Origin of the sequence: Mesorhizobium sp. (genome assembly GCF_017306585.1) — a bacterium.
Classification (GTDB): Bacteria; Pseudomonadota; Alphaproteobacteria; order Rhizobiales; family Rhizobiaceae; genus Mesorhizobium.
In genome coordinates this window covers 1-18,642 of the sequence record NZ_JAFKIC010000183.1, presented here as the reverse complement: position 1 = coordinate 18,642, position 18,642 = coordinate 1, and the positions used below count along the sequence as shown (strand labels likewise).

The window sequence follows — 18,642 nt, the reverse complement described above, 5'->3', positions numbered from 1 at the left end:
GTAATCAAGAAGCCCTGGCGTGTCCGCGGGCGTCGATCAGCCGCTCGTAGGCGGCAACATAATCCTGCGCCATCCTGCGGGCCGAAAAGCGCTTCTCGAACACCGCGCGGACAACGCGGCGGTCGAGTTGCAGGAGAGCCGGCATCGAAGCGACGGCATCCTCGATGGTCTTGACGACAAAACCGGTGACACCGTCGTCGACAACCTCCGGCATGGCGCCGCAACTCCACGCCATGACCGGCGTCCCGCAAGCCATTGCCTCGATCACGGCAAGGCCGAAAGGCTCCGGCCAATCGATCGGGGAAAGCAGCGCGACCGCGTTTCCGAGAAACGCCGCCTTCTGCTGTTCATTGATCTCGCCGACATATTCGACCTGATCGCCATCGATCATCTGTTGGACGACCTCTTCGAAGTAAGCGCGGTCGTCATCACCGATCTTGGCAGCCAACTTCAGTCTCAGTCCGGTGCGGCGGGCGATCTCGATAGCACGGTCCGGCCGTTTGTCGCGCGACATCCTGCCAAGAAACGCCAGATAACCGCCATCCGAACCTGCCTCGAAATCAGGCTCGTAGAGCTCAGAAGGCAGCCCATGATGGATCGTGGCCAGCCAGTTCGCTGATGCGAACCGCGCCCGCTGGCTTCTGGATATCGAAATCATCGGGAAACGCGGAAAACGTTCATAGGCCGACGCAAGGTCCGCATAATCCAGCCTGCCATGCGGCGTCGTGACCGTACGCTGCGACATGTCCCGAAAGAACGGGAAGTGCAGGAGATGGCTGAGATGAAAGTGAATGACGTCGAAATCGCCGGCGCGTTTCCTGACCTCATCAAGCATCGACAGATGTGCGGCAATGTCGGATTTCAGCGGACGCGGATCGAGACGGAGGGCCCTTTCGCGGCACGGCACGAGTTTGGCCGATGTCTTGGTGTCGCCGCTCGCAAACAAGGTCACATCATGACCGAGGCCGACGAGAGCTTCCGTGAGGTATGAAATTATGCGCTCGGTGCCGCCATACAGTCTTGGCGGCACCGACTCGTAAAGCGGCGCGACATGCGCAATTTTCATGGCGCGGCATTCCCTTGATGAACTGGTCATGAAGCAAAATGCTTAAGCCGCGGGATCGTTCCTGCGCTTGGGAAGTTGGTTTAGACGAGTGATGCACTTCGTGCATGAAGTCGGTTCAGGCCACCCACGGCGTTGCCAGATGCCGCCCAGGCCAAAGGAGGCTTCGTTGGTCGAGCCCAGGGATATCGCGGTTCGCCGCTTGAGCATGATCGTCGAACAATATGTCGAGGCCAGAAGGCAGCAGCGTTATGGTTTTGTTTCGACGGATCAGGCTGCAAGGGTGATCCGTCGTGTACTGAAATCCTCCCTGTCGGAGGCTCCGATTTCCGATCGTCAACTGGACGACATGGTCGCTGCTCTTGCCGTGGAGAACGGCCTTGCCGTGATCTTTGACCGCGGCACGAGAGGTGCTGCCGACGGCACCGAGGTCGGACTGAACAGAAAGGAGCAAGTCATGCGGACACCGTTAGAGACCCCGGATGTCGCCGGCGCCGTGGATGCCATCCTGGGCGGCCACACCATGCCACTTTCGATAGGCGCGGTGATCTCGCTGTTGCGAGAGCGAACCGGCACCACCCGGTCGGACGCGGACCTTGAAGGCCTGATTGCCAAGAAGGCCGCTATCATGGATGTGCATTTGTCGCGGGGCAATTGAGCAATCGATCCCATCGCGTCGATCAGGCGTCCGCAAGCCGTTCGGCAATGGTGAGCGCGATGGGATTCGAGGTTGCAACGCCGCCGCGGGGACACGCGATAAGCAGGAAGCTGGCCATCACGTCCAGATGACGAATCTCATGCCGACATAGGAGCCACAAGACGGCCGGAAAGCGGCTGGCAGCAATGCAAGGCCAGCGTCAAGGTTTTCACCAGATGCGGCCGTCAGCACAATATTATTCCAGTTCCTCTCTCCATCTGTGAGGCGTCTGGCCGACTGTGGCACGAAACACGCGCGTCAGGTGGCTTTGGTCGACGAACCCGCAGGCGAGCGCGACTTCGGAGATTCCGAGCCTGCTTTGGCCAAGCAACGTCTTTGCCTTGCGGATCCGCTCGCTCATCAACCATTTGTAGGGTGGAACGCCCATCGACTGGCGAAAAGCGCGGGCGAAATAGCTGACCGACAGGCCGCAGGCATGCGCGATGTCTGCAATGGCGACATCGCCGCCCAGATTGGCCAGCATCATCTCGCGGGCTTGCTGCATTTGCCATGGCGCGAGGCCACCCACGATCTTGGCGGGCGTGCGGCCGTGGGCGTAGGCCCTGATGATATGGGCATGAAAGGCCAGCGCCACTTGGTCGGCGAACAACTGGTCGTTCGATCCGTAATGTACAGCCTTCGCCTCCAGGGCGCTGCTCAGGCCATAAAGGATCGGGTCGTGCACGCCACCCAAAACCGTCCGCAGGTCGCCTGGCGGCCGCTCGCCAAAATCGTATGCAATATCGTCCAGGGTCCGCCGCGAGATTTGCAGGCGCAGAAACTCCACAGGCTGGTGTAGATGCGCGATCGGCGACGCCTCCAGATCCAGAAGGACCACGTCGCCGGGGCTGACCTCCGGATAGTTGACATGTCGACCGTCGATCCAACCCTCCATCTTGGCTATGGATGACAGGTAGACGATCACTGCGAAACCTGGCTCCGGTGCAACCGCACGTGTTAGGCATGGCCCGGCCCGGAGACGACTGATCGCAATCGGATCCTTCGAAACGGTCCTGGAGAAAAACGCCCGCTGCACCGGGGCCCGGTAGCGAAACGATTGGTATGATTTGAAGACCTCCAGATCCATATGCTGGCGTTCCTGTATCGGCAGTTCGCCCGCCTGAAACATCCCGGACTGGAATGTCTGACGCAGGCGTGTCTGCTCCGGCAAGGGGCCTTCGATGCCGAGTGAATGCGAACCATGAGCCATGATGGGCTTGTCCCGGACGGCCTCAGATCGCTGCTCCGACTTGGGCGCCGGGCCGATATTGCCGCCAGTCGCAGAGGCGCAAGCGCCGCCACCGCGCGGGGCTCTTTCCTTCAAGTTGCGAGAACACGCGTGTGAAATGGCTCTGGTCGGTGAAGCCGCATGCGGCCGCGATCTCCACCGCTGGCATCTCCATGTTGAGAAGCAGGTCCTTAGCCTGTCTGATGCGCTCGTTCATCAGCCATTTGTGGGCAGGCATTTTGGCCGTGCGGCTGAACGCCCGGGCAAAATAGTTCACGGAGAGCTGGCAAGCCTCCGCCAGTTCCGCCAGCGTGACACCTTGCGCAATTCTTGCCGACATCAGCTCAGTGGCGCGTCGGTACTGCCAGGGCGCCAATCCTCCACGCAGCGGATCGATGGCGCGCAATTGCCCGTAGGTCTGGGCAGCGTGCAGTTGGAAGGCCAGCGCGAGGTGATCAAAGAACAGGGCGTCGTCGCCGCCGAACATCTGCATCTTGTTGAGCACGGCGGCGCCGAGCTCGAAGAGCACGGGATCGGCACCGCCCAATGTGGGGCGCAGCGACCCGATCGGCGGCTGGCCGAAATCGTCGGCGAGTTCGTCCAGGCTGCGCTGCGAGATATGGACCCGCAGCGTTTGCATGGAATCCCGGATCAGCACCCGTGGAAGGTGCCGAGGTCGAAGATGCAAATCTCGCCAGGTTTCAGCGCCCCCAGGACTTGCCTGCGCCCCTCCATCCGCGCTTCGAGCCTTGGCAGGGGGGTAAGGACGATATGGACCGAAAACGCGGACTCGGGTTCGGGCTTCATCGTCCATAGGCCTGATGGTTCCGGCACGGCGATCTGGGTGAAGACCGTCGGGTCCTTGGAGATGCCCCTGGCGAAACAGCTTTTGGTGAGTTGCGCCCTGAACCGGTGCAGCATGAGGGCGTCATACTTGTCGATTTGCGAGCCGGGTTCATGCATCGATCTTCACCGTGACTTGCGATCAGCACAACGCCTTGTTCGCGGCCGAGGTCACGCCGGTCACCAAGGTCTGACAAGAATAATTCAGCGTCAAAAACGCTCTATCCATTTCTTGCTGTGCTCTAGGCAGAACTTGCGCAGTTGGCTCATGTGCGTTGTTGCGAATGCAGAGATTCGCGAGCTTGCGACGGGTCAGGATCGGCCGTTGCAAGCCCGGTGACCTAGCCTACGTCCATGGAGCCGAAGGGCGCATATGCACGATCGTGAAGACGGTCCCGCAGGTCGCATTTCCAAAGCCGATATATGTAGATAACCTGTATTGGCAGACGGTCACTCATGACGGCACGCCATATCGTCTTCCGGGTAATTTTGAGGGTGAACCATGAATCGCCTCAGTCAGGCAGGCCTTAAGTATCCCACTTCTACACTCATCAGCGCGCTAGATGAGACCTTCAGCCCGAATATGGCGGCTGACTTTCGATCCCATAACAGCTGTGAGGGTCCCGGAATGAAGGGCGCCAATCTCGAGGTCGCAATTACGATCGACGGATGTGATGAGGGCTTGGTCACCTGCAAGATCGATGGAAAATTTCAGCCCGCCCGTCCCAGCCGGGGCACGATCTGGCTCGTTCCGGCGGGGCGCCAGGCTGAAGAAATCAGTGTCTCATCGCCCGAGCTGAAAGTCCTCCATCTGTTCCTGCCGAATTCCACATTTGCCAACCTGAGCAACGAGTACTCTTTGCCTCACTATCCGGGCCAGGAACTGCGTTATTCGTCCGTCGTGTGCGATGAGGTCATCGAGCAGATCGGCATGTCCGTTCTGTCGGAAATCAGGTGCCCGAGTTCCGCCAGACGCATGATGATCGAGACCTCCTCGATGTTTCTGGCGGCAAGGCTGCTACAGACATACGCGGAGACGGAGGTTGCAGCGCGGAGCTCGTCCAGACAGGGGCTCGATCCGGTCCGGCTCAAGCGCGTTCTCGGCTTCATCGAGGATCATCGGTTTGAAGATATAACAGTGGCCGATCTCGCCGACGTGGCGTGCCTGAGCATGTTCCACTTCACCCGCGCATTCGCTGCCGCGATGGGCCTGCCGCCACATTCCTATGTCAGCGAGCGGCGGCTTGAGGCTGCCAAGGCGCTGATAGCTGGAGGTCGTGCGTCACTGACCGAGATCGCCCTGAGCTGCCAGTTTTCGTCGCAATCGAGCTTCACCCGCGCTTTCAGGCGCAAGATGGGCATGACCCCGGCCGAGTATCGGCGGCTGTTCCGGTAGCTTGCAAATTTCCGGGCAGATGCGGTTTCGGCAAAGCCCGTGCAAAACACGACAGGAATATACCAGAGGCGGCGAGCGCCTTGGTCCATCGTCGGCAGGTCGTCGAAATTTTCGGCGCCCCGACATGGCTTACAAGGAGCTCCCAAATGCCCGCTTTCCCAGCCTTCTTCCGGCGGCTTCACATCGTTGCAGTCGCCGCTCTCGGCCTCGCCAGCTTGCCGGCGGTCGCTTCCGCCGATCCCGTGAAAAATGTCATTCTGGTGCACGGCGCCTGGGGCGACGGGTCGAACTGGTCCAAGGTCATTCCCATCCTCGCCGCAAAGGGCCTGAACGTCACCGCGGTTCAACTGCCACTGACCTCCCTGGCCGACGATGCAGCGGCGGTGAAACGCGCCATCGCCTTAGCTGACGGGCCGGTCGTGCTGGCCGGGCACTCCTATGGCGGCTCGGTCATCACCGAAGCCGGAAATGACCCGAAGGTTTCCGCGCTAGTCTATGTCGCGGCTTTCGCGCCGGATGCCGGTCAATCCGCCGGATCCTTGAACGCAACCGTGGCCCCCTCGCCCTTGGCCGCAGAGGCCAAGCCCGACGCAGAGGGTTTCATCAGCTTGTCGAAGACCGGCGTCTATGACGATTTCGCACAGGATGTGACGCCGGCCGAGAAACAGCTCCTCTACGTCGCGCAATCGCCGACCAACGTGAAGTCCGTTGGTGGAAACGTCACCAGCGCCGCCTGGCACGACAAGCCGTGCTGGTACATCGTCGCCGCCCATGACCGGGCGATCCAGCCGGCGCTCGAAGCGGAAATGGCCAAGACCATCAAGGCCAAGACCACGACGGTCGAAGGCAGTCACATGATCATGCTCTCGAAGGCGTCGGCCGTGGCGGCCGTGATCGAACAGGCCGCCCACTAGCCTTAGCGGCATCCCGGGGCGACGAGACCTTGCCAAACCGGGCGCGCAACGCCGCGGATGCCGCTCCATCGTCCGACTGCGCGTGAGCAGTCTTTCTTCAAGACCAATTCGGAGATTCTTCCATGACTGCGAAATCGGTTATCCTGGTGCATGGGGCATGGGCGGACGGATCGAGCTGGAGCAAGGTCATTACCCGGCTCGTGGCTGAAGGCTTGTCCGTGACGGCGGTCCAACTGCCCCTTACAAGCTTCGGCGACGACGTCGCGACCCTGCGCCGAGCTCTTGCGCTTGCCGAGGGGCCTGTCGTCCTGGCCGGACATTCCTATGGCGGATCGGTCATCACCGAGGGTGGCAACGACGACAAGGTGGCGGCGCTTGTCTTCGTCGCCGCCTTCGCTCCGGACAGCGACGAATCGGCAGCCTCGCTCGGCCAGACTGTCGATCCGCCTCCGATGGCGGCGGAGGTTCGGCCTGACGCCTCCGGTTTCTTGAAACTGACCGAGAGCGGAATCCGCGATCACTTCGCCCAGGATCTTTCCGACAGCGAGAAGACAGTTCTGTTCGCGGCCCAGGCGCCTACCGCCGTTGCATCCCTGGCCGGAAAGATCACCGAGCCCGCGTGGCAATCGCGCCCAAGCTGGTACTTGCTGGCGACTGAGGACCATGCCATCGCGCCGAAACTCCAGCACATCATGTCAAGCCGGATAATGGCTGATGTCACGGAAATCGCTTCGAGCCATGTGGCGATGCTGTCCCATCCCGACCTGGCTACCCGCTTGATCCTAGAAGCTGTTCGCGCCGCCTGAACCTGCCTGACTGCCAGGACGTACCGACTAAGATCGCGCGGTTGGCCGGGTGAATTATCGGTGCAGGCAGCTTCCAGGCGATCGCCCTTAAAGGACCGAACACTGCGACATCCGCCCTCGCACGGCATGTCTGAAGCAAATCTATGTTCGTGATTTCGACCCGGCGGCCTCCAGCAGTCGGGAACCCAGAGAAAGGTGATTTCCATGTACTTCAAGACCATGTGCCTCGGCGCGGCCGCCGCGACTATCTTGGCGAGCGCGGCATTGGCCGGCGCCCTCGACGAACCGGCGATGATGGCCCCCTTCTATACCGACTCCAGCCTTACAACGATGAAATCCGACGCTGAGATGAAGACCATCTGGGCCAGCATGCCCAAGGCCAACCAGGACAATATGATGAAGGAGTGCCAGGACGCTGCGATGAGCAAGCCTTACGCGGTGTTCTGCGAAAAGGTCAAGGCACTCGGCGGCGCCAACAAATAGGGCGCAAGCACGAACACGAAACAGTGGTGACGTTGCTGCGTCTGCCGCAGTCGGTGGGGACTTGCTCCAGCTAGCGGTATCCCTGCGGAGAGCGCCATAAGCCCGCCTCGGCATGACTGGGGCGGGTTCCCGGATCGCAACACCGTCCCAATTCATACGAGGCCGCCGCGCCAGCTTCTAGCCTATTTCAGGCCGAGCGCAATCTGTAAGCTATTGAATTTGTTGGTGAGCGCGATGGGATTCGAACCCATGACCTACTGATTAAAAGTCAGTTGCTCTACCGGCTGAGCTACGCGCTCCCGCGGGCGCGAAAGGTGGCCCTCGAAATTGCGCGGAACATAGGGAGAGTGCCTCGACCGGTCAACCGGAAAAAGCGAGCCTTCAAACCAGCTTCACCGGTAATTCAGCCTTTCATGGCCGGCCGTCCCGATGGGCGCCGGCCATGGCATCCGGGAACCGCCGCGCGATCCGTCTTCCAATAACGGCGTCAGGGCGGAGAAACATTACAAATCAGCAACTTGGCCTTTTCTGCTGGAACAATCCGCAGGCTTGCCCGTTCTGCTCCTGACAAGGGACGTCAACTCTCAAGGAGAACCGCATGAACAGGGTCATTACAGGCTTGCTGGCCACAACATTATCAGTTTCCTTCGCGGTGGCGGCCGCCATCCCAGCCGAAGCGGCACCGGCCTATGTCCCGTTGACTGCTTCCACTTCGCCCGACATTCAGGCGGTGGATTACAAGCCGTGGATGAAAAATCGGCACTTCCGTGGGAATCGGAATTTCAACGGTAACCGCAATTTCTATCGCGGTGGCAACGGCGCTTACTGGAATGGTCATCGCGGCTATCGCGAGTATCGCCCCGGCTATCGCCGTCACGGCGATTACTGGTTCCCGCTTGCGGCGTTTGCCGCCGGTGCGCTGATTTCGGGGGCGATCGTCAACAGCGAAAACAACCGCGTCCATCAGGGCAATGCCCACGTCCAGTGGTGCTATGACCGCTACAGGAGCTACCGGGCTTCGGACAACACCTTCCAGCCCTACAACGGTCCTAGACAGCAGTGCCTCTCGCCTTATTGATAAGGTGACAAGCCGACGATCTTCGAACCCGCGCCATCAGGCGCGGGTTTTTCACGCCTTCGACAAACCGCACATCACGCGCTCAGCGTTCTGCAGACGGCGTCGCGCCAGCCCGCAAGCTTAACCGCGCGCACAGAAGCTTCCATATCCGGTTTGAAGCGCCGCTCGAGCGCCCAGCTCCTGGCGAACTCCCTGGCCTTTGGCCAGACACCGGCTTTTGAGCCGGCGAGCCATGCCGCGCCCAATGCGGTCGTCTCCAGGATGGTGGGGCGATCGACTGGAGCATCGAGGATGTCGGCCAATCGCTGCATGGTCCAATCCGACGCCACCATGCCGCCATCGACCCGGAGCACAGTTTTGGCGGAGGTCCCCTTCCAGTCCTTGCGCATCGCGTCGAGCAGGTCGCGGGTCTGAAAGGCGACCGATTCGAGCGCGGCTCGGGCGAACTCGGCCGGGCCGGAATTGCGGGTCAGCCCGAATATGGCGCCCCTGGCCTCCGCGTCCCAATGCGGCGCGCCGAGACCGACAAAAGCCGGCACCAGATAGACATTCTGCGTCGGATCGGCCTCACCAGCCAGCTTGCCGCTCTGCTCGGCCTTGCCGATCACCTTGATGCCGTCGCGCAGCCATTGCACGGCCGCACCCGCGATGAAGATCGAACCCTCCAGCGCATAGGTGGTCTTGCCATTGAGCCGGTAAGCGATGGTGGTCAAGAGCCGGTTCTTCGAGCGCACGAGGTCGGCGCCGGTGTTGAGCAAGGCAAAGCAGCCGGTGCCGTAAGTGGATTTCATCATGCCCGGCTCGAAACAGGCCTGGCCAATGGTTGCCGCATGCTGGTCACCGGCGACGCCAAGGATTCTTATCTCAGCGCCGAACAGGTTTTTGTCAGTGATTCCATAGTCGTCGGCGCAATCCTTCACTTCGGGCAGCATAATAGCGGGGATGCGCAGGATGGAGAGCAGTTCACTGTCCCAGGCATTGTCGGCAATGTTGTAGACCAGGGTGCGCGAGGCATTGGTGGCGTCAGTGGCGTGCACCTTGCCGCCGGTCAGCCGCCAGATCAGGAAACTGTCGATGGTGCCGGCGATGAGTTCGCCCTTCTCGGCGCGTTTCCTGGCGCCCTTCACCTTATCCAGGATCCAGGCGATCTTGGTGCCTGAAAAATAGGGATCGAGCAGCAGGCCGGTCTTGCGGGTGAATTTCTTCTCCAGCCCCTGCTTCTTGAGCTTCTGACATAAAGGCGCCGTGCGCCGGTCCTGCCAGACGATGGCGTTGTGGATGGGCTTGCCGGTCGCCCTATCCCAGATGACGACGGTTTCGCGCTGGTTGGTGATGCCGATGGCGGCGATTTCGGAGGCGGTTCGGCCAGCGGCCTTCAGCGCGGCTTTCACCGTGGCGACAACGCTCGCCCAGATTTCTTCCGGATCATGCTCGACCCAACCCGAAGCCGGATAGTGCTGGGTGAATTCCTTCTGCCCGGTGCCGGCGACTTTCATGTCCTTGTCGAACAGGATCGCCCGCGTCGACGTGGTTCCCTGGTCGATCGCCAGCACAAAACCGCTCATTCAGATATCCTCCACCTTGATGCAAAACAGGGGAGACGGCAATGCGCCGCCTCCCCCAATTTCACACGGGCGCGAACGCCCGCATAGACCGACTTACTTCTGCCAGCTCTTGACCAGTTCGTCGTAGTTGATGGTCTGCGGCTTTTCCTTCTCGTTCTCGATCTTCAGCTGAGGAGCGAGGTTGCCGGCCTTGACCGCGTCGGCGTTCCAGTAGGCAAGATCATGCTCTTCCGCCAGCTTCGGCCCGATGTCGCCCTGGACACCGGACTTCTCGATGCGGCCCATGACCTTTTCCTGCTCGGCGCAGAGCGAGTCCATCGCCTCCTGGGCGCTCTTGGCGCCGGAAGAAGCATCGCCGATCGCCTGCCACCAGAGCTGCGCCAGCTTCGGATAGTCCGGCACGTTGGTGCCGGTCGGCGACCACTGGACGCGGGCCGGCGAGCGGTAGAACTCGATCAGGCCGCCAAGCTTCGGCGCACGGTCGGTGAAGCTCTTGTCGTGGATGGTGGAGTCGCGGATGAAGGTGAGGCCGACATGGCTCTTCTTCACGTCCACGGTCTTCGAGGTCACGAACTGGGCATAGAGCCAGGCCGCCTTGGCGCGGTCCTCGGGCGTCGACTTCATCAGCGTCCACGAACCCACGTCCTGGTAGCCGAGCTTCATGCCGTCCTTCCAGTAAACGCCATGCGGCGACGGAGCCATGCGCCATTTCGGCGTGCCGTCGTCGTTCATGACCGGCAGGCCGGGCTTGACCATGTCGGCGGTGAACGCCGTGTACCAGAAGATCTGCTGGGCGATGTTGCCCTGCGCCGGTACCGGACCGGATTCGGAGAAGGTCATGCCCTGCGCTTCCTGCGGTGCATAAGCCTTCAGCCAATCGAGGTACTTCTGGATCGAATAGACGGCGGCCGGGCCGTTGGTGTCGCCGCCGCGCGCCGTGCAGGAGCCGACCGGCTGCGATTTCTCGTTGACCTTGATGCCCCATTCGTCGACCGGCAGGCCGTTCGGGATGCCCTTGTCGCCATTGCCGGCCATCGACAGCCAGGCGTCGGTGAAGCGCCAGCCGAGCGAGGGGTCCTTCTTGCCGTAGTCCATGTGGCCAAAGACCTTCTTGCCGTCGACATCGCGGCCGGTGAAGAACTCGGCAATGTCCTCATAGGCCGACCAGTTGACCGGCACGCCGAGGTCGTAGCCGTACTTGGCCTTGAAGTCGGCCTTGTTCTTCTCGTCGTTGAACCAGTCGTAACGGAACCAGTAGAGGTTGGCGAACTGCTGGTCGGGAAGCTGGTAGAGCTTCTTGTCCGGCGCGGTGGTGAAGGAGGAGCCGATGAAGTCCTGCAGGTCGAGGCCCGGATTGGTGACATCCTTGCCCTCATTGGCCATCCAGTCGGTCAGGTTGCGCACCTGCTGATAGCGCCAGTGGGTGCCGATCAGGTCGGAATCGTTGACCCAGCCGTCATAGAGATTCTGCCCGGTCTGCATCTGGGTCTGGATCTTCTCGACGACGTCGCCTTCCTGGATGACGTCATGCGTGACCTTGATGCCGGTGATGGCGGTGAAAGCCGGCGCGAGCGTCTGCGACTCGTACTGATGCGTGGTCAGGGTTTCCGAGACGACCTTGATCTCCATGCCGGCGAACGGCTTGGCGGCGTCGATGAACCACTGCATCTCTTTTTCTTGATCGGCGCGTGATAGGGTCGAAAGATCGCCTATCTCCTTGTCCAGAAAGGCTTTTGCTTCGTCCATACCGGCATAGGCGTTGCCCGCGCCAAGCAATAGTACGAGGGCGGTTGTTGATGTTAGAAGTTGCCGTCGCATTAGTTTCCTCCACAGTTTAAGGTTTCAAGTGCGATCTGGAGCGGCCGCCTGCACGCGGCCGCTCCAACAGTTTCCCCCTCTATACGTAGCGGAACACGCCAAGGGCGTAGACCACGGAGAGAGCGAGAGCCCACCAGAGGCTCGGTCCGACCAGACCCAGCCAAGCGAGATGGATGAAGGCGCTGCCAAGCAGCGAAACGAAGAGGCGGTCGCCGCGCGTCGTCTCGAAACGCAGCACGCCGACGCGCGGATTGCCGCCCGGCGAGGCGTATTCCCAGACACCCATGCCGACCAGCAGCAGCGCGATGACGGTGAAGAAGGCCGCCGTCGGCCACGTCCACGCCATCCAGGAGAAGTCGAGGTTCATGGATCACACCCTCCCCAGAGCAAAGCCCTTGGCGATGTAGTTGCGGACGAACCAGATGACGAGCGCGCCGGGGATCAGCGTCAGCACGCCGGCGGCAGCCAGCAGACCCCAGTCCATGCCTGATGCCGACACCGTGCGGGTCATGGTCGCGGCGATCGGCTTGGCGTCGGTGGTGGTCAGGGTGCGGGCAATCAGAAGCTCCACCCACGAGAACATGAAGCAGAAGAAGCAGGCGACGCCGATGCCGCTGGCGATGAGCGGCATGAAGATCTTCAGGAAGAAGCGCGGGAACGAATAGCCGTCGATGTAAGCGGTCTCGTCGATTTCCTTCGGCACGCCCGACATGAAGCCTTCCAGGATCCACACCGCCAGCGGCACGTTGAACAGGCAGTGCGCCAGCGCCACCGCGATATGCGTGTCGATCAGGCCGAAGGCGGAATAGAGCTGGAAGAACGGCAGTGCGAAAACAGCCGGCGGCGCCATGCGGTTGGTCAGCAGCCAGAAGAACAGGTGCTTGTCGCCGAGGAAGCGATAGCGCGAGAAGGCGTAAGCGGCGGGCAACGCCACGGCGACCGAAATCACCATGTTCATGACGACATAGGTGATCGAGTTGATGTAGCCGGAATACCAGGCCTTCTGCGTGAAGATCGTATAGTAGTTGGCCAGCGTCGGCTGGTGAGGGTAGAGCGTCAGCGAATTGACGATCTCGGCATTGGTCTTGAAGCTCATGTTGATGAGCCAGTAGATCGGCAGCAGCAGCACGACGATGTAGAGCGTCGGCACGATCCACCACCAGCGCGATTCCTCGCCGCGCCGGCGCATGCGCCGGTCGAGCTCGCTCTGTGACAATGAGCTTTGCAGCCGCTCGGAAGCGGCCGTGCCGTCCATAGCGTTGCGCTCGGTCCTTTCGTTGGCGCCGGTCATCTCAGCGCTCCGCGTCGTAGTTGGTCATCACGGTGTAGAACACCCACGACAACAGCAGGATGATGAGGAAGTAGACCAGCGACATAGCGGCCGCCGGGCCGAGGTCGAACTGGCCGAGCGCCGTCTTGACGAGGTCGATCGACAGGAAGGTCGTGGAATTGCCGGGGCCGCCACCGGTGACGACGAAGGGTTCGGTGTAGATCATGAAGCTGTCCATGAAGCGCAGCAGCACCGCGATCAAAAGCACGCGCTGCATCTTCGGCAACTGGATGTAGCGAAAGACCGCCCAGCGCGAGGCACCGTCGATCTTGGCCGCCTGATAGAAGGCATCTGGGATCGAAACCAGCCCGGCATAGCAGAGCAGCACGACGAGGCTGGTCCAGTGCTAGACGTCCATGATGATGATCGTCACCCAAGCGTCGAACGGGTCCTGCACGTAATTGTAGTCGATGCCGATGGCGTTGAGATAATAGCCCATCAGGCCGATATCGCTGCGCCCGAACACCTGCCAGATCGTGCCGACGACGTTCCACGGGATCAGCAGCGGCAACGCCATGAGCACCAGACAGACCGGCACGCCCCAGCCCTTCTTAGGCATGTTGAGGGCGATGAAGATGCCGAGCGGCACTTCGATGGCCAGGATGATGAAGGAGAAGACAAGGTTGCGGCTCATCGCTTGCCAAAAGCGGTCGGAATGCAGGAGTTCCTCGAACCATTCCGTCCCGGCCCAGAAGAAGACGTTGTTGCCGAACGTGTCCTGCACCGAATAGTTGACGACGGTCATCAGCGGGATGACGGCCGAGAACGCCACCAGCACCAGCACCGGCAGCACCAGGAACCAGGCCTTGTTGTTCCAGGTCTTTTCCATCTAGGCCCCCATCTCGACGCGCGCCATCTCAACCAGCCAGGAATCGGCATAGATGTTGATGCCGGCCGGATCGAACCGCACCTTCGGCTCGGCGGGAACCGTCTCGTCCTCGCCGATGACCGCCGCGATGTCACGGCCTTCCAGTTTGGCGCGCACCACCTTGTGGCGGCCGAGATCCTCGACCTTGCCGACCTGGACAGCCATGCCGTCACGGCCGAGCCTGACATATTCAGGGCGGATGCCGAGTTCGACATTGCCGCTCGCGGCTTTCGGCGCGCCCGGCAGCTCGATGCGCTGCGCGCCCAGCATCGCCGTCCTGCCCTCGACCGCGACCGGCATGACGTTCATGCCGGGGGAGCCTATGAAATAGCCGACGAAAGTGTGGCGCGGCCGCTCGAAGAGTTCGGCCGGCGTGCCGATCTGGACGATTCCGCCGTCATACATGACCACGACCTGGTCGGCGAAGGTCAGCGCCTCGGTCTGGTCGTGGGTGACATAGACCATGGTGTAGCCGAAGCGGCGGTGAAGCTGCTTCAGCTGCGAGCGCAACACCCATTTCATGTGCGGGTCTATGACGGTCAAGGGCTCGTCGAACAGGATGGCGTTCACGTCGGAGCGCACCAGGCCGCGGCCAAGCGATATCTTCTGCTTCTGGTCTGCGGTCAGGCCCCTCGCCTTCTTCTTCGCCCAGGACGCGAGGTCGATCATGTCGAGCGTCTCGCGCACCTTGCGATCGACATCGGCCTCGGGCACGCCGCGATTGCGCAGCGGGAAGGCCAGATTATCGTAGACGGTCATGGTGTCGTAGATGACCGGGAACTGGAACACCTGCGCGATGTTGCGTTCCTGCGTCGACAGATCGGTTACATCCCTGCCGTTGAACAGCAACTGGCCATGCGAGGGATGAAGCAGCCCTGAAATGATGTTGAGGAGCGTAGTCTTGCCGCAGCCCGACGGGCCAAGCAGAGCGTAGGCACCGCCATCCTCAAAGGTGTGATGCACTTCCCTGAGCGCGAAGTCGGCATCCTTCTGCGGGTTCGGCAGGTAGGAATGCCTGACATGGTTGACGTCGATGCGCGCCATAGAGCCCCCCTTAAGCCGCCAGCTTCGGCGCGGTCACGGCGCGGCCATGCTCGTCGAAGACCATGATGTGACGTGGGTCGATGAACACCTCGACCGCCGCGTCGGTCTCGAAATCCCTGATGCCGTGCGTCAGCATCACCCAGCGCGCATCGGCAAAATCGAGATGGATGAAGCTTTCCGACCCGGTGATTTCGGTGATGGTCACCTTTGCCCGGACCGGCACCGCGGAAGCGCTGGGCCGTTCGAGAGAGAGGTGATGCGGCTGGAATCCGATCGTGTAATTGCCGTCGCCAATGCCGACCAGTTCGGAAGGTACCGGCAGTTTGACACCGCCGTCGAGGAGGAAATCGGGCCCCTTCTTGGCCAGCACGATGGTGTTGAGCGGCGGATCGGCGAAGGTCTTCGCCGTCACAAGGTCGACCGGCTTGCGGAAGACGTCGATGGTCGGGCCGAACTGGGTGATGCGGCCCTCCGACAGCGTTGCGGTGTTGCCGCCGAGCAGCAGCGCCTCATGCGGCTCGGTTGTGGCGTAGACGAAGATGGTGCCGGCCGCGGCAAAGATCCTCGGCAGTTCGGCGCGCAGTTCCTCGCGCAATTTGTAGTCGAGATTGGCAAGCGGTTCGTCGAGCAGCACAAGACTGGCATTCTTGACGATGGCGCGCGCCAGCGCGGTGCGCTGCTGCTGGCCGCCCGAAAGGCTGAGCGGCGTGCGGTCGAGATACGGCGTCAGTTTCAGGAGCGCTGCGGCCTCGCGCACCTGGCTGTCGATCGCGGCCTGTTCGACGCCGGCCACCCGCAGCGGCGAGGCGATGTTCTCATAGACGGTCATCGCCGGATAATTGATGAACTGCTGGTAGACCATGGCGATGTTGCGCTTCTGCACCGGCGTGCCGGTGACATCCTTGCCGTCGAACCAGACCGAACCGGAGGTCGGCGCATCCAGACCAGCCATCAGCCGCATCAGGCTGGTCTTGCCGGAAAGCGTCGGGCCCAGCAGGACGTTGAGCGAGCCATGCTGAAGCGTCAGCGATACGTCACGGATATGCTCGACAGCTCCCACTGTCCTGGTGACGTTCCTCAGTTCCAGCATGCCGCCTCCTCCCAGGCTTTCCGCATCGGCTCAGAATCTCCTCATTCGGCGGCCGCGACATGCTTGCGGCTTATGCCGTGCATGAATTCGTCGAGTGCGGCGACCTGTTCGCGATTGAGATGCAGCCCACGCTTGGTGCGCCGCCACAGCACATCCTGCGCGGTGAGAGCCCATTCGTTTTCAAAGAGATAGCGCACCTCTGCCTCGTAGAGGTCGCCACCGAAGTCGCGGCCGAGATCCGCATTCGATTTGGCAAGGCCGAGCAGGACCGATGCGCGTGTCCCATAGGGCCGGGTCAGCCGGCGCGCGATTCGCGCATCGAGAAAGGGATAGGCCGTCTTCAGCTTCGCCACCTGCGCGTCGAAACCGGTGGCCGGGAAATCGCCGCCCGGCAGCGGCGCATCCGACGTCCAGGGCTTGCCGCGTTTGCCGAGAAAACCCTCGATCTTCTCCAGCATCGATTCCGACAGCCGGCGATAGGTGGTGATCTTGCCGCCGAAGGCATTGACCAGCGGCGCAACACCCTCGCCGCCATCCGCCTTCAGCACATAGTCGCGGGTGGCTTCCTGCGCCTTGGAGGCGCCGTCGTCGTAGAGCGGGCGAACCGCCGAGTAGGTCCAGACAATATCGGAACGCTTGACGGGGACCGCGAAATACTCGCTGGCCGCGGCGCAGAGATAGTCGATCTCCTTGTCGGAAATCTTCACATCGTGCGGATCGCCGGGGTAGTCCTGATCGGTGGTGCCGATCAGCGTGAACTCTTCTTCATAGGGAATGGCGAAGATGATGCGGCCATCCTTGTTCTGGAAGAAATAGGCGCGCGGATCGTCGAACTTCCTGGCGATGACGATATGGCTGCCCTGCACCAGGCGGACATTGTGCACATCGTTCTGACCGACAACGCCGGAAAGCACGTGGTCGACCCAGGGCCCCGCGGCATTGACCAGCAACCGCGCCTTGACCTCTTCGGTCTCGCCGGTCCGCAAATCTTCGATCCGGATCGCCCACAGGCCGTTTTCGCGACGCGCGCCGACAACTTTCGTACGGGTTCGGATCGTGGCTCCCCGATCGGCGGCATCCCGCGCGTTCAGAGCCACCAGCCGGGCGTCATTCACCCAGCCGTCGGAATATTCGAAGGCCTTTTTGAACAGCGGCTTCAAAGGCTTGCCTGCCGGATCGCTCGCCATGTCGAGCGTCCTGGTCGCCGGCAGCAATTTGCGGCCGCCAATGTGGTCGTAGAGGAACAGGCCAAGCCTGATCAGCCAGGCCGGACGCAGGCCCTTGGCATAGGGCAGCACGAAGCGCATCGGCCAGATGATGTGCGGCGCGTTCTTCCAGAGGACCTCGCGCTCCATCAGCGCTTCGCGCACCAGCCGGAATTCATAAAATTCGAGGTAACGCAGGCCGCCATGGATCAGCTTGGTCGAGCCGGAGGAGGTTCCGCTGGCGAGATCATCCATCTCGGCCAGAAAGACGGAAAACCCGCGCCCGACGGCATCACGGGCGATGCCGCAACCATTGATGCCACCGCCTATGACGAAAATGTCCCGGACTGAAGACGTGTCCACTTAATTCCTCCACGATTTCGCATTGCACCAATTTTGGTCTTTTGCGAAACCGTGGCGGAATTATTTCGAACTCATAACGAATGTCAAACGAAATATCACAAGCGCGTGATTCCGGCGTGAACAGGCTCAGCCAGCCGATGTTTCGATCAGCTGAACCTCGGCCTCCTGGCAGATCCTGCGCACCGAAGGGATGTCGCAACGATCAGTGATGAAGGTGTTGACCTGCGAGAGATGGCCGATGCGCACCGGCGCGGTGCGCTCGAATTTGGTCTGGTCGGAAACCAGGATGACATGCCTGGCATTGGCGATGATCGCCTGCGCCACCTTCACCTCGCGAAAATCGAAGTCGAGCAAGGCGCCATCATGATCGATCGCCGAGGCCCCGATCACGGCGTAATCGACCTTGAACTGCCTGATGAAATCAACCGCCGCCTCGCCGACGACGCCACCATCCGAACCGCGCACGACGCCGCCTGCAATCACCACCTCGATCGAGGGGTATATGCGCATCCTGTTGGCAACATTGATGTTATTGGTGATCACCATGAGGCCGCTGTGATCGAGAAGCGCTTTGCTGACGGCCTCCGTGGTGGTGCCGATATTGATGAAAAGCGAGGCGTTGTCGGGGATCAGTCTGGCCGCCGCGCTGCCGATCGCCTCTTTCTCCTCAGCCGCGATCTTGCGCCTGGCCTCATACTCCATATTCTCGATGCCGGACGGGAACAGGGCGCCGCCATGGATGCGCGAGAGCAGGCGCTGCTCGCAGAGATCATTGAGATCCTTGCGGATGGTCTGCGGGGTGACGTTGAAATGGGTGGCGAGGTCATCGACCAGCACGCGGCCATTGTCCT

18 protein-coding genes, 1 tRNA gene and 1 pseudogene are annotated in these 18,642 nt (G+C 61.4%); 6 read left to right on the top strand and 14 right to left on the bottom strand.

Going from position 1 to position 18,642, the window contains the following annotated elements:
- Nucleotides 1-4: 4 nt before the first annotated feature.
- Nucleotides 5-1,066: a glycosyltransferase family 4 protein gene (locus J0I79_RS22120; protein ID WP_292863946.1), complete on the bottom strand. Its 1,062-nt coding sequence runs from the start codon at nucleotides 1,064-1,066 to the stop codon at nucleotides 5-7.
- Nucleotides 1,067-1,232: 166 nt separating this feature from the next.
- Between J0I79_RS22120 and J0I79_RS22115 the strand changes: the two genes are divergently transcribed.
- Entirely contained in the window at nucleotides 1,233-1,721 is a 489-nt protein-coding gene (locus J0I79_RS22115; protein ID WP_292863943.1) for a hypothetical protein, read from the top strand.
- Nucleotides 1,722-1,956: 235 nt separating this feature from the next.
- Here the strand turns inward: J0I79_RS22115 and J0I79_RS22110 are convergent, their stop codons facing one another.
- The 3 genes from J0I79_RS22110 to J0I79_RS22100 are packed head-to-tail and all read right to left on the bottom strand — an operon-like array spanning nucleotide 1,957 to nucleotide 3,951.
- Nucleotides 1,957-2,970, bottom strand: coding sequence for a helix-turn-helix domain-containing protein (locus tag J0I79_RS22110; RefSeq protein ID WP_292863940.1), 1,014 nt, complete (start codon nucleotides 2,968-2,970; stop codon nucleotides 1,957-1,959).
- 22 nt (nucleotides 2,971-2,992) lie between these two features.
- Nucleotides 2,993-3,628 carry an AraC family transcriptional regulator gene (locus tag J0I79_RS22105; protein WP_292863937.1) on the bottom strand — a complete coding sequence of 212 codons (636 nt, stop codon included), beginning with the start codon at nucleotides 3,626-3,628 and terminating at the stop codon, nucleotides 2,993-2,995.
- Nucleotides 3,629-3,639: 11 nt separating this feature from the next.
- Nucleotides 3,640-3,951: a hypothetical protein gene (locus tag J0I79_RS22100; RefSeq protein WP_292863934.1), complete on the bottom strand. Its 312-nt coding sequence runs from the start codon at nucleotides 3,949-3,951 to the stop codon at nucleotides 3,640-3,642.
- A 508-nt stretch (nucleotides 3,952-4,459) separates the two neighbouring features.
- Here J0I79_RS22100 and J0I79_RS22095 point away from each other — a divergent pair.
- The 4 genes from J0I79_RS22095 (at nucleotide 4,460) to J0I79_RS22080 (ending at nucleotide 7,430) form a co-directional block, all read left to right on the top strand.
- On the top strand, nucleotides 4,460-5,227 hold the full coding sequence (locus J0I79_RS22095) for an AraC family transcriptional regulator (protein WP_292863931.1): 768 nt from the start codon (nucleotides 4,460-4,462) through the stop codon (nucleotides 5,225-5,227).
- A gap of 146 nt (nucleotides 5,228-5,373) precedes the next feature.
- On the top strand, nucleotides 5,374-6,141 hold the full coding sequence (locus J0I79_RS22090) for an alpha/beta hydrolase (protein WP_292863929.1): 768 nt from the start codon (nucleotides 5,374-5,376) through the stop codon (nucleotides 6,139-6,141).
- Between the two features lie 122 nt (nucleotides 6,142-6,263).
- Nucleotides 6,264-6,947, top strand: a complete 684-nt coding sequence (locus J0I79_RS22085) for an alpha/beta hydrolase (RefSeq protein ID WP_292863926.1) — start codon at nucleotides 6,264-6,266, stop codon at nucleotides 6,945-6,947.
- Nucleotides 6,948-7,151: 204 nt separating this feature from the next.
- Nucleotides 7,152-7,430, top strand: coding sequence for a hypothetical protein (locus tag J0I79_RS22080; protein WP_292863923.1), 279 nt, complete (start codon nucleotides 7,152-7,154; stop codon nucleotides 7,428-7,430).
- Between the two features lie 223 nt (nucleotides 7,431-7,653).
- Here J0I79_RS22080 and J0I79_RS22075 read toward each other — a convergent pair.
- Nucleotides 7,654-7,729, bottom strand: a tRNA-Lys gene (locus J0I79_RS22075).
- Nucleotides 7,730-8,028: 299 nt separating this feature from the next.
- On the opposite strand from J0I79_RS22075, the gene J0I79_RS22070 reads away from it, so the two are divergent.
- The gene (locus J0I79_RS22070) at nucleotides 8,029-8,508 is read left to right on the top strand and encodes a BA14K family protein (protein WP_292863919.1); all 480 of its coding nucleotides are present in this window, start codon (nucleotides 8,029-8,031) and stop codon (nucleotides 8,506-8,508) included.
- A gap of 74 nt (nucleotides 8,509-8,582) precedes the next feature.
- Here the strand turns inward: J0I79_RS22070 and glpK are convergent, their stop codons facing one another.
- From glpK to J0I79_RS22025, 9 genes and pseudogenes are all read right to left on the bottom strand, one after another.
- Nucleotides 8,583-10,073, bottom strand: a complete 1,491-nt coding sequence (glpK, locus tag J0I79_RS22065; RefSeq protein ID WP_292863916.1) for a glycerol kinase GlpK — start codon at nucleotides 10,071-10,073, stop codon at nucleotides 8,583-8,585.
- A gap of 93 nt (nucleotides 10,074-10,166) precedes the next feature.
- Nucleotides 10,167-11,891 (bottom strand): ABC transporter substrate-binding protein, encoded by a 1,725-nt coding sequence (locus tag J0I79_RS22060; protein ID WP_292863913.1) that lies wholly within the window; start codon nucleotides 11,889-11,891, stop codon nucleotides 10,167-10,169.
- 79 nt (nucleotides 11,892-11,970) lie between these two features.
- Entirely contained in the window at nucleotides 11,971-12,258 is a 288-nt protein-coding gene (locus J0I79_RS22055; RefSeq protein ID WP_292863910.1) for a DUF2160 domain-containing protein, read from the bottom strand.
- A 3-nt stretch (nucleotides 12,259-12,261) separates the two neighbouring features.
- Entirely contained in the window at nucleotides 12,262-13,182 is a 921-nt protein-coding gene (locus J0I79_RS22050; RefSeq protein ID WP_292863907.1) for a carbohydrate ABC transporter permease, read from the bottom strand.
- A gap of 1 nt (nucleotide 13,183) precedes the next feature.
- A pseudogene (locus J0I79_RS22045) lies at nucleotides 13,184-14,050 on the bottom strand (sugar ABC transporter permease).
- A complete protein-coding gene (locus tag J0I79_RS22040) occupies nucleotides 14,051-15,133 on the bottom strand; it encodes an ABC transporter ATP-binding protein (RefSeq protein WP_292863904.1) in 1,083 nt (360 codons plus the stop codon).
- 10 nt (nucleotides 15,134-15,143) lie between these two features.
- A complete protein-coding gene (locus J0I79_RS22035) occupies nucleotides 15,144-16,223 on the bottom strand; it encodes an ABC transporter ATP-binding protein (RefSeq protein ID WP_292863901.1) in 1,080 nt (359 codons plus the stop codon).
- A 41-nt stretch (nucleotides 16,224-16,264) separates the two neighbouring features.
- Nucleotides 16,265-17,791 (bottom strand): glycerol-3-phosphate dehydrogenase, encoded by a 1,527-nt coding sequence (glpD, locus tag J0I79_RS22030; RefSeq protein WP_292863898.1) that lies wholly within the window; start codon nucleotides 17,789-17,791, stop codon nucleotides 16,265-16,267.
- Between the two features lie 126 nt (nucleotides 17,792-17,917).
- On the bottom strand, nucleotides 17,918-18,642 hold a 725-nt coding region (locus J0I79_RS22025), incomplete at its 5' end, for a DeoR/GlpR family DNA-binding transcription regulator (protein WP_292863895.1).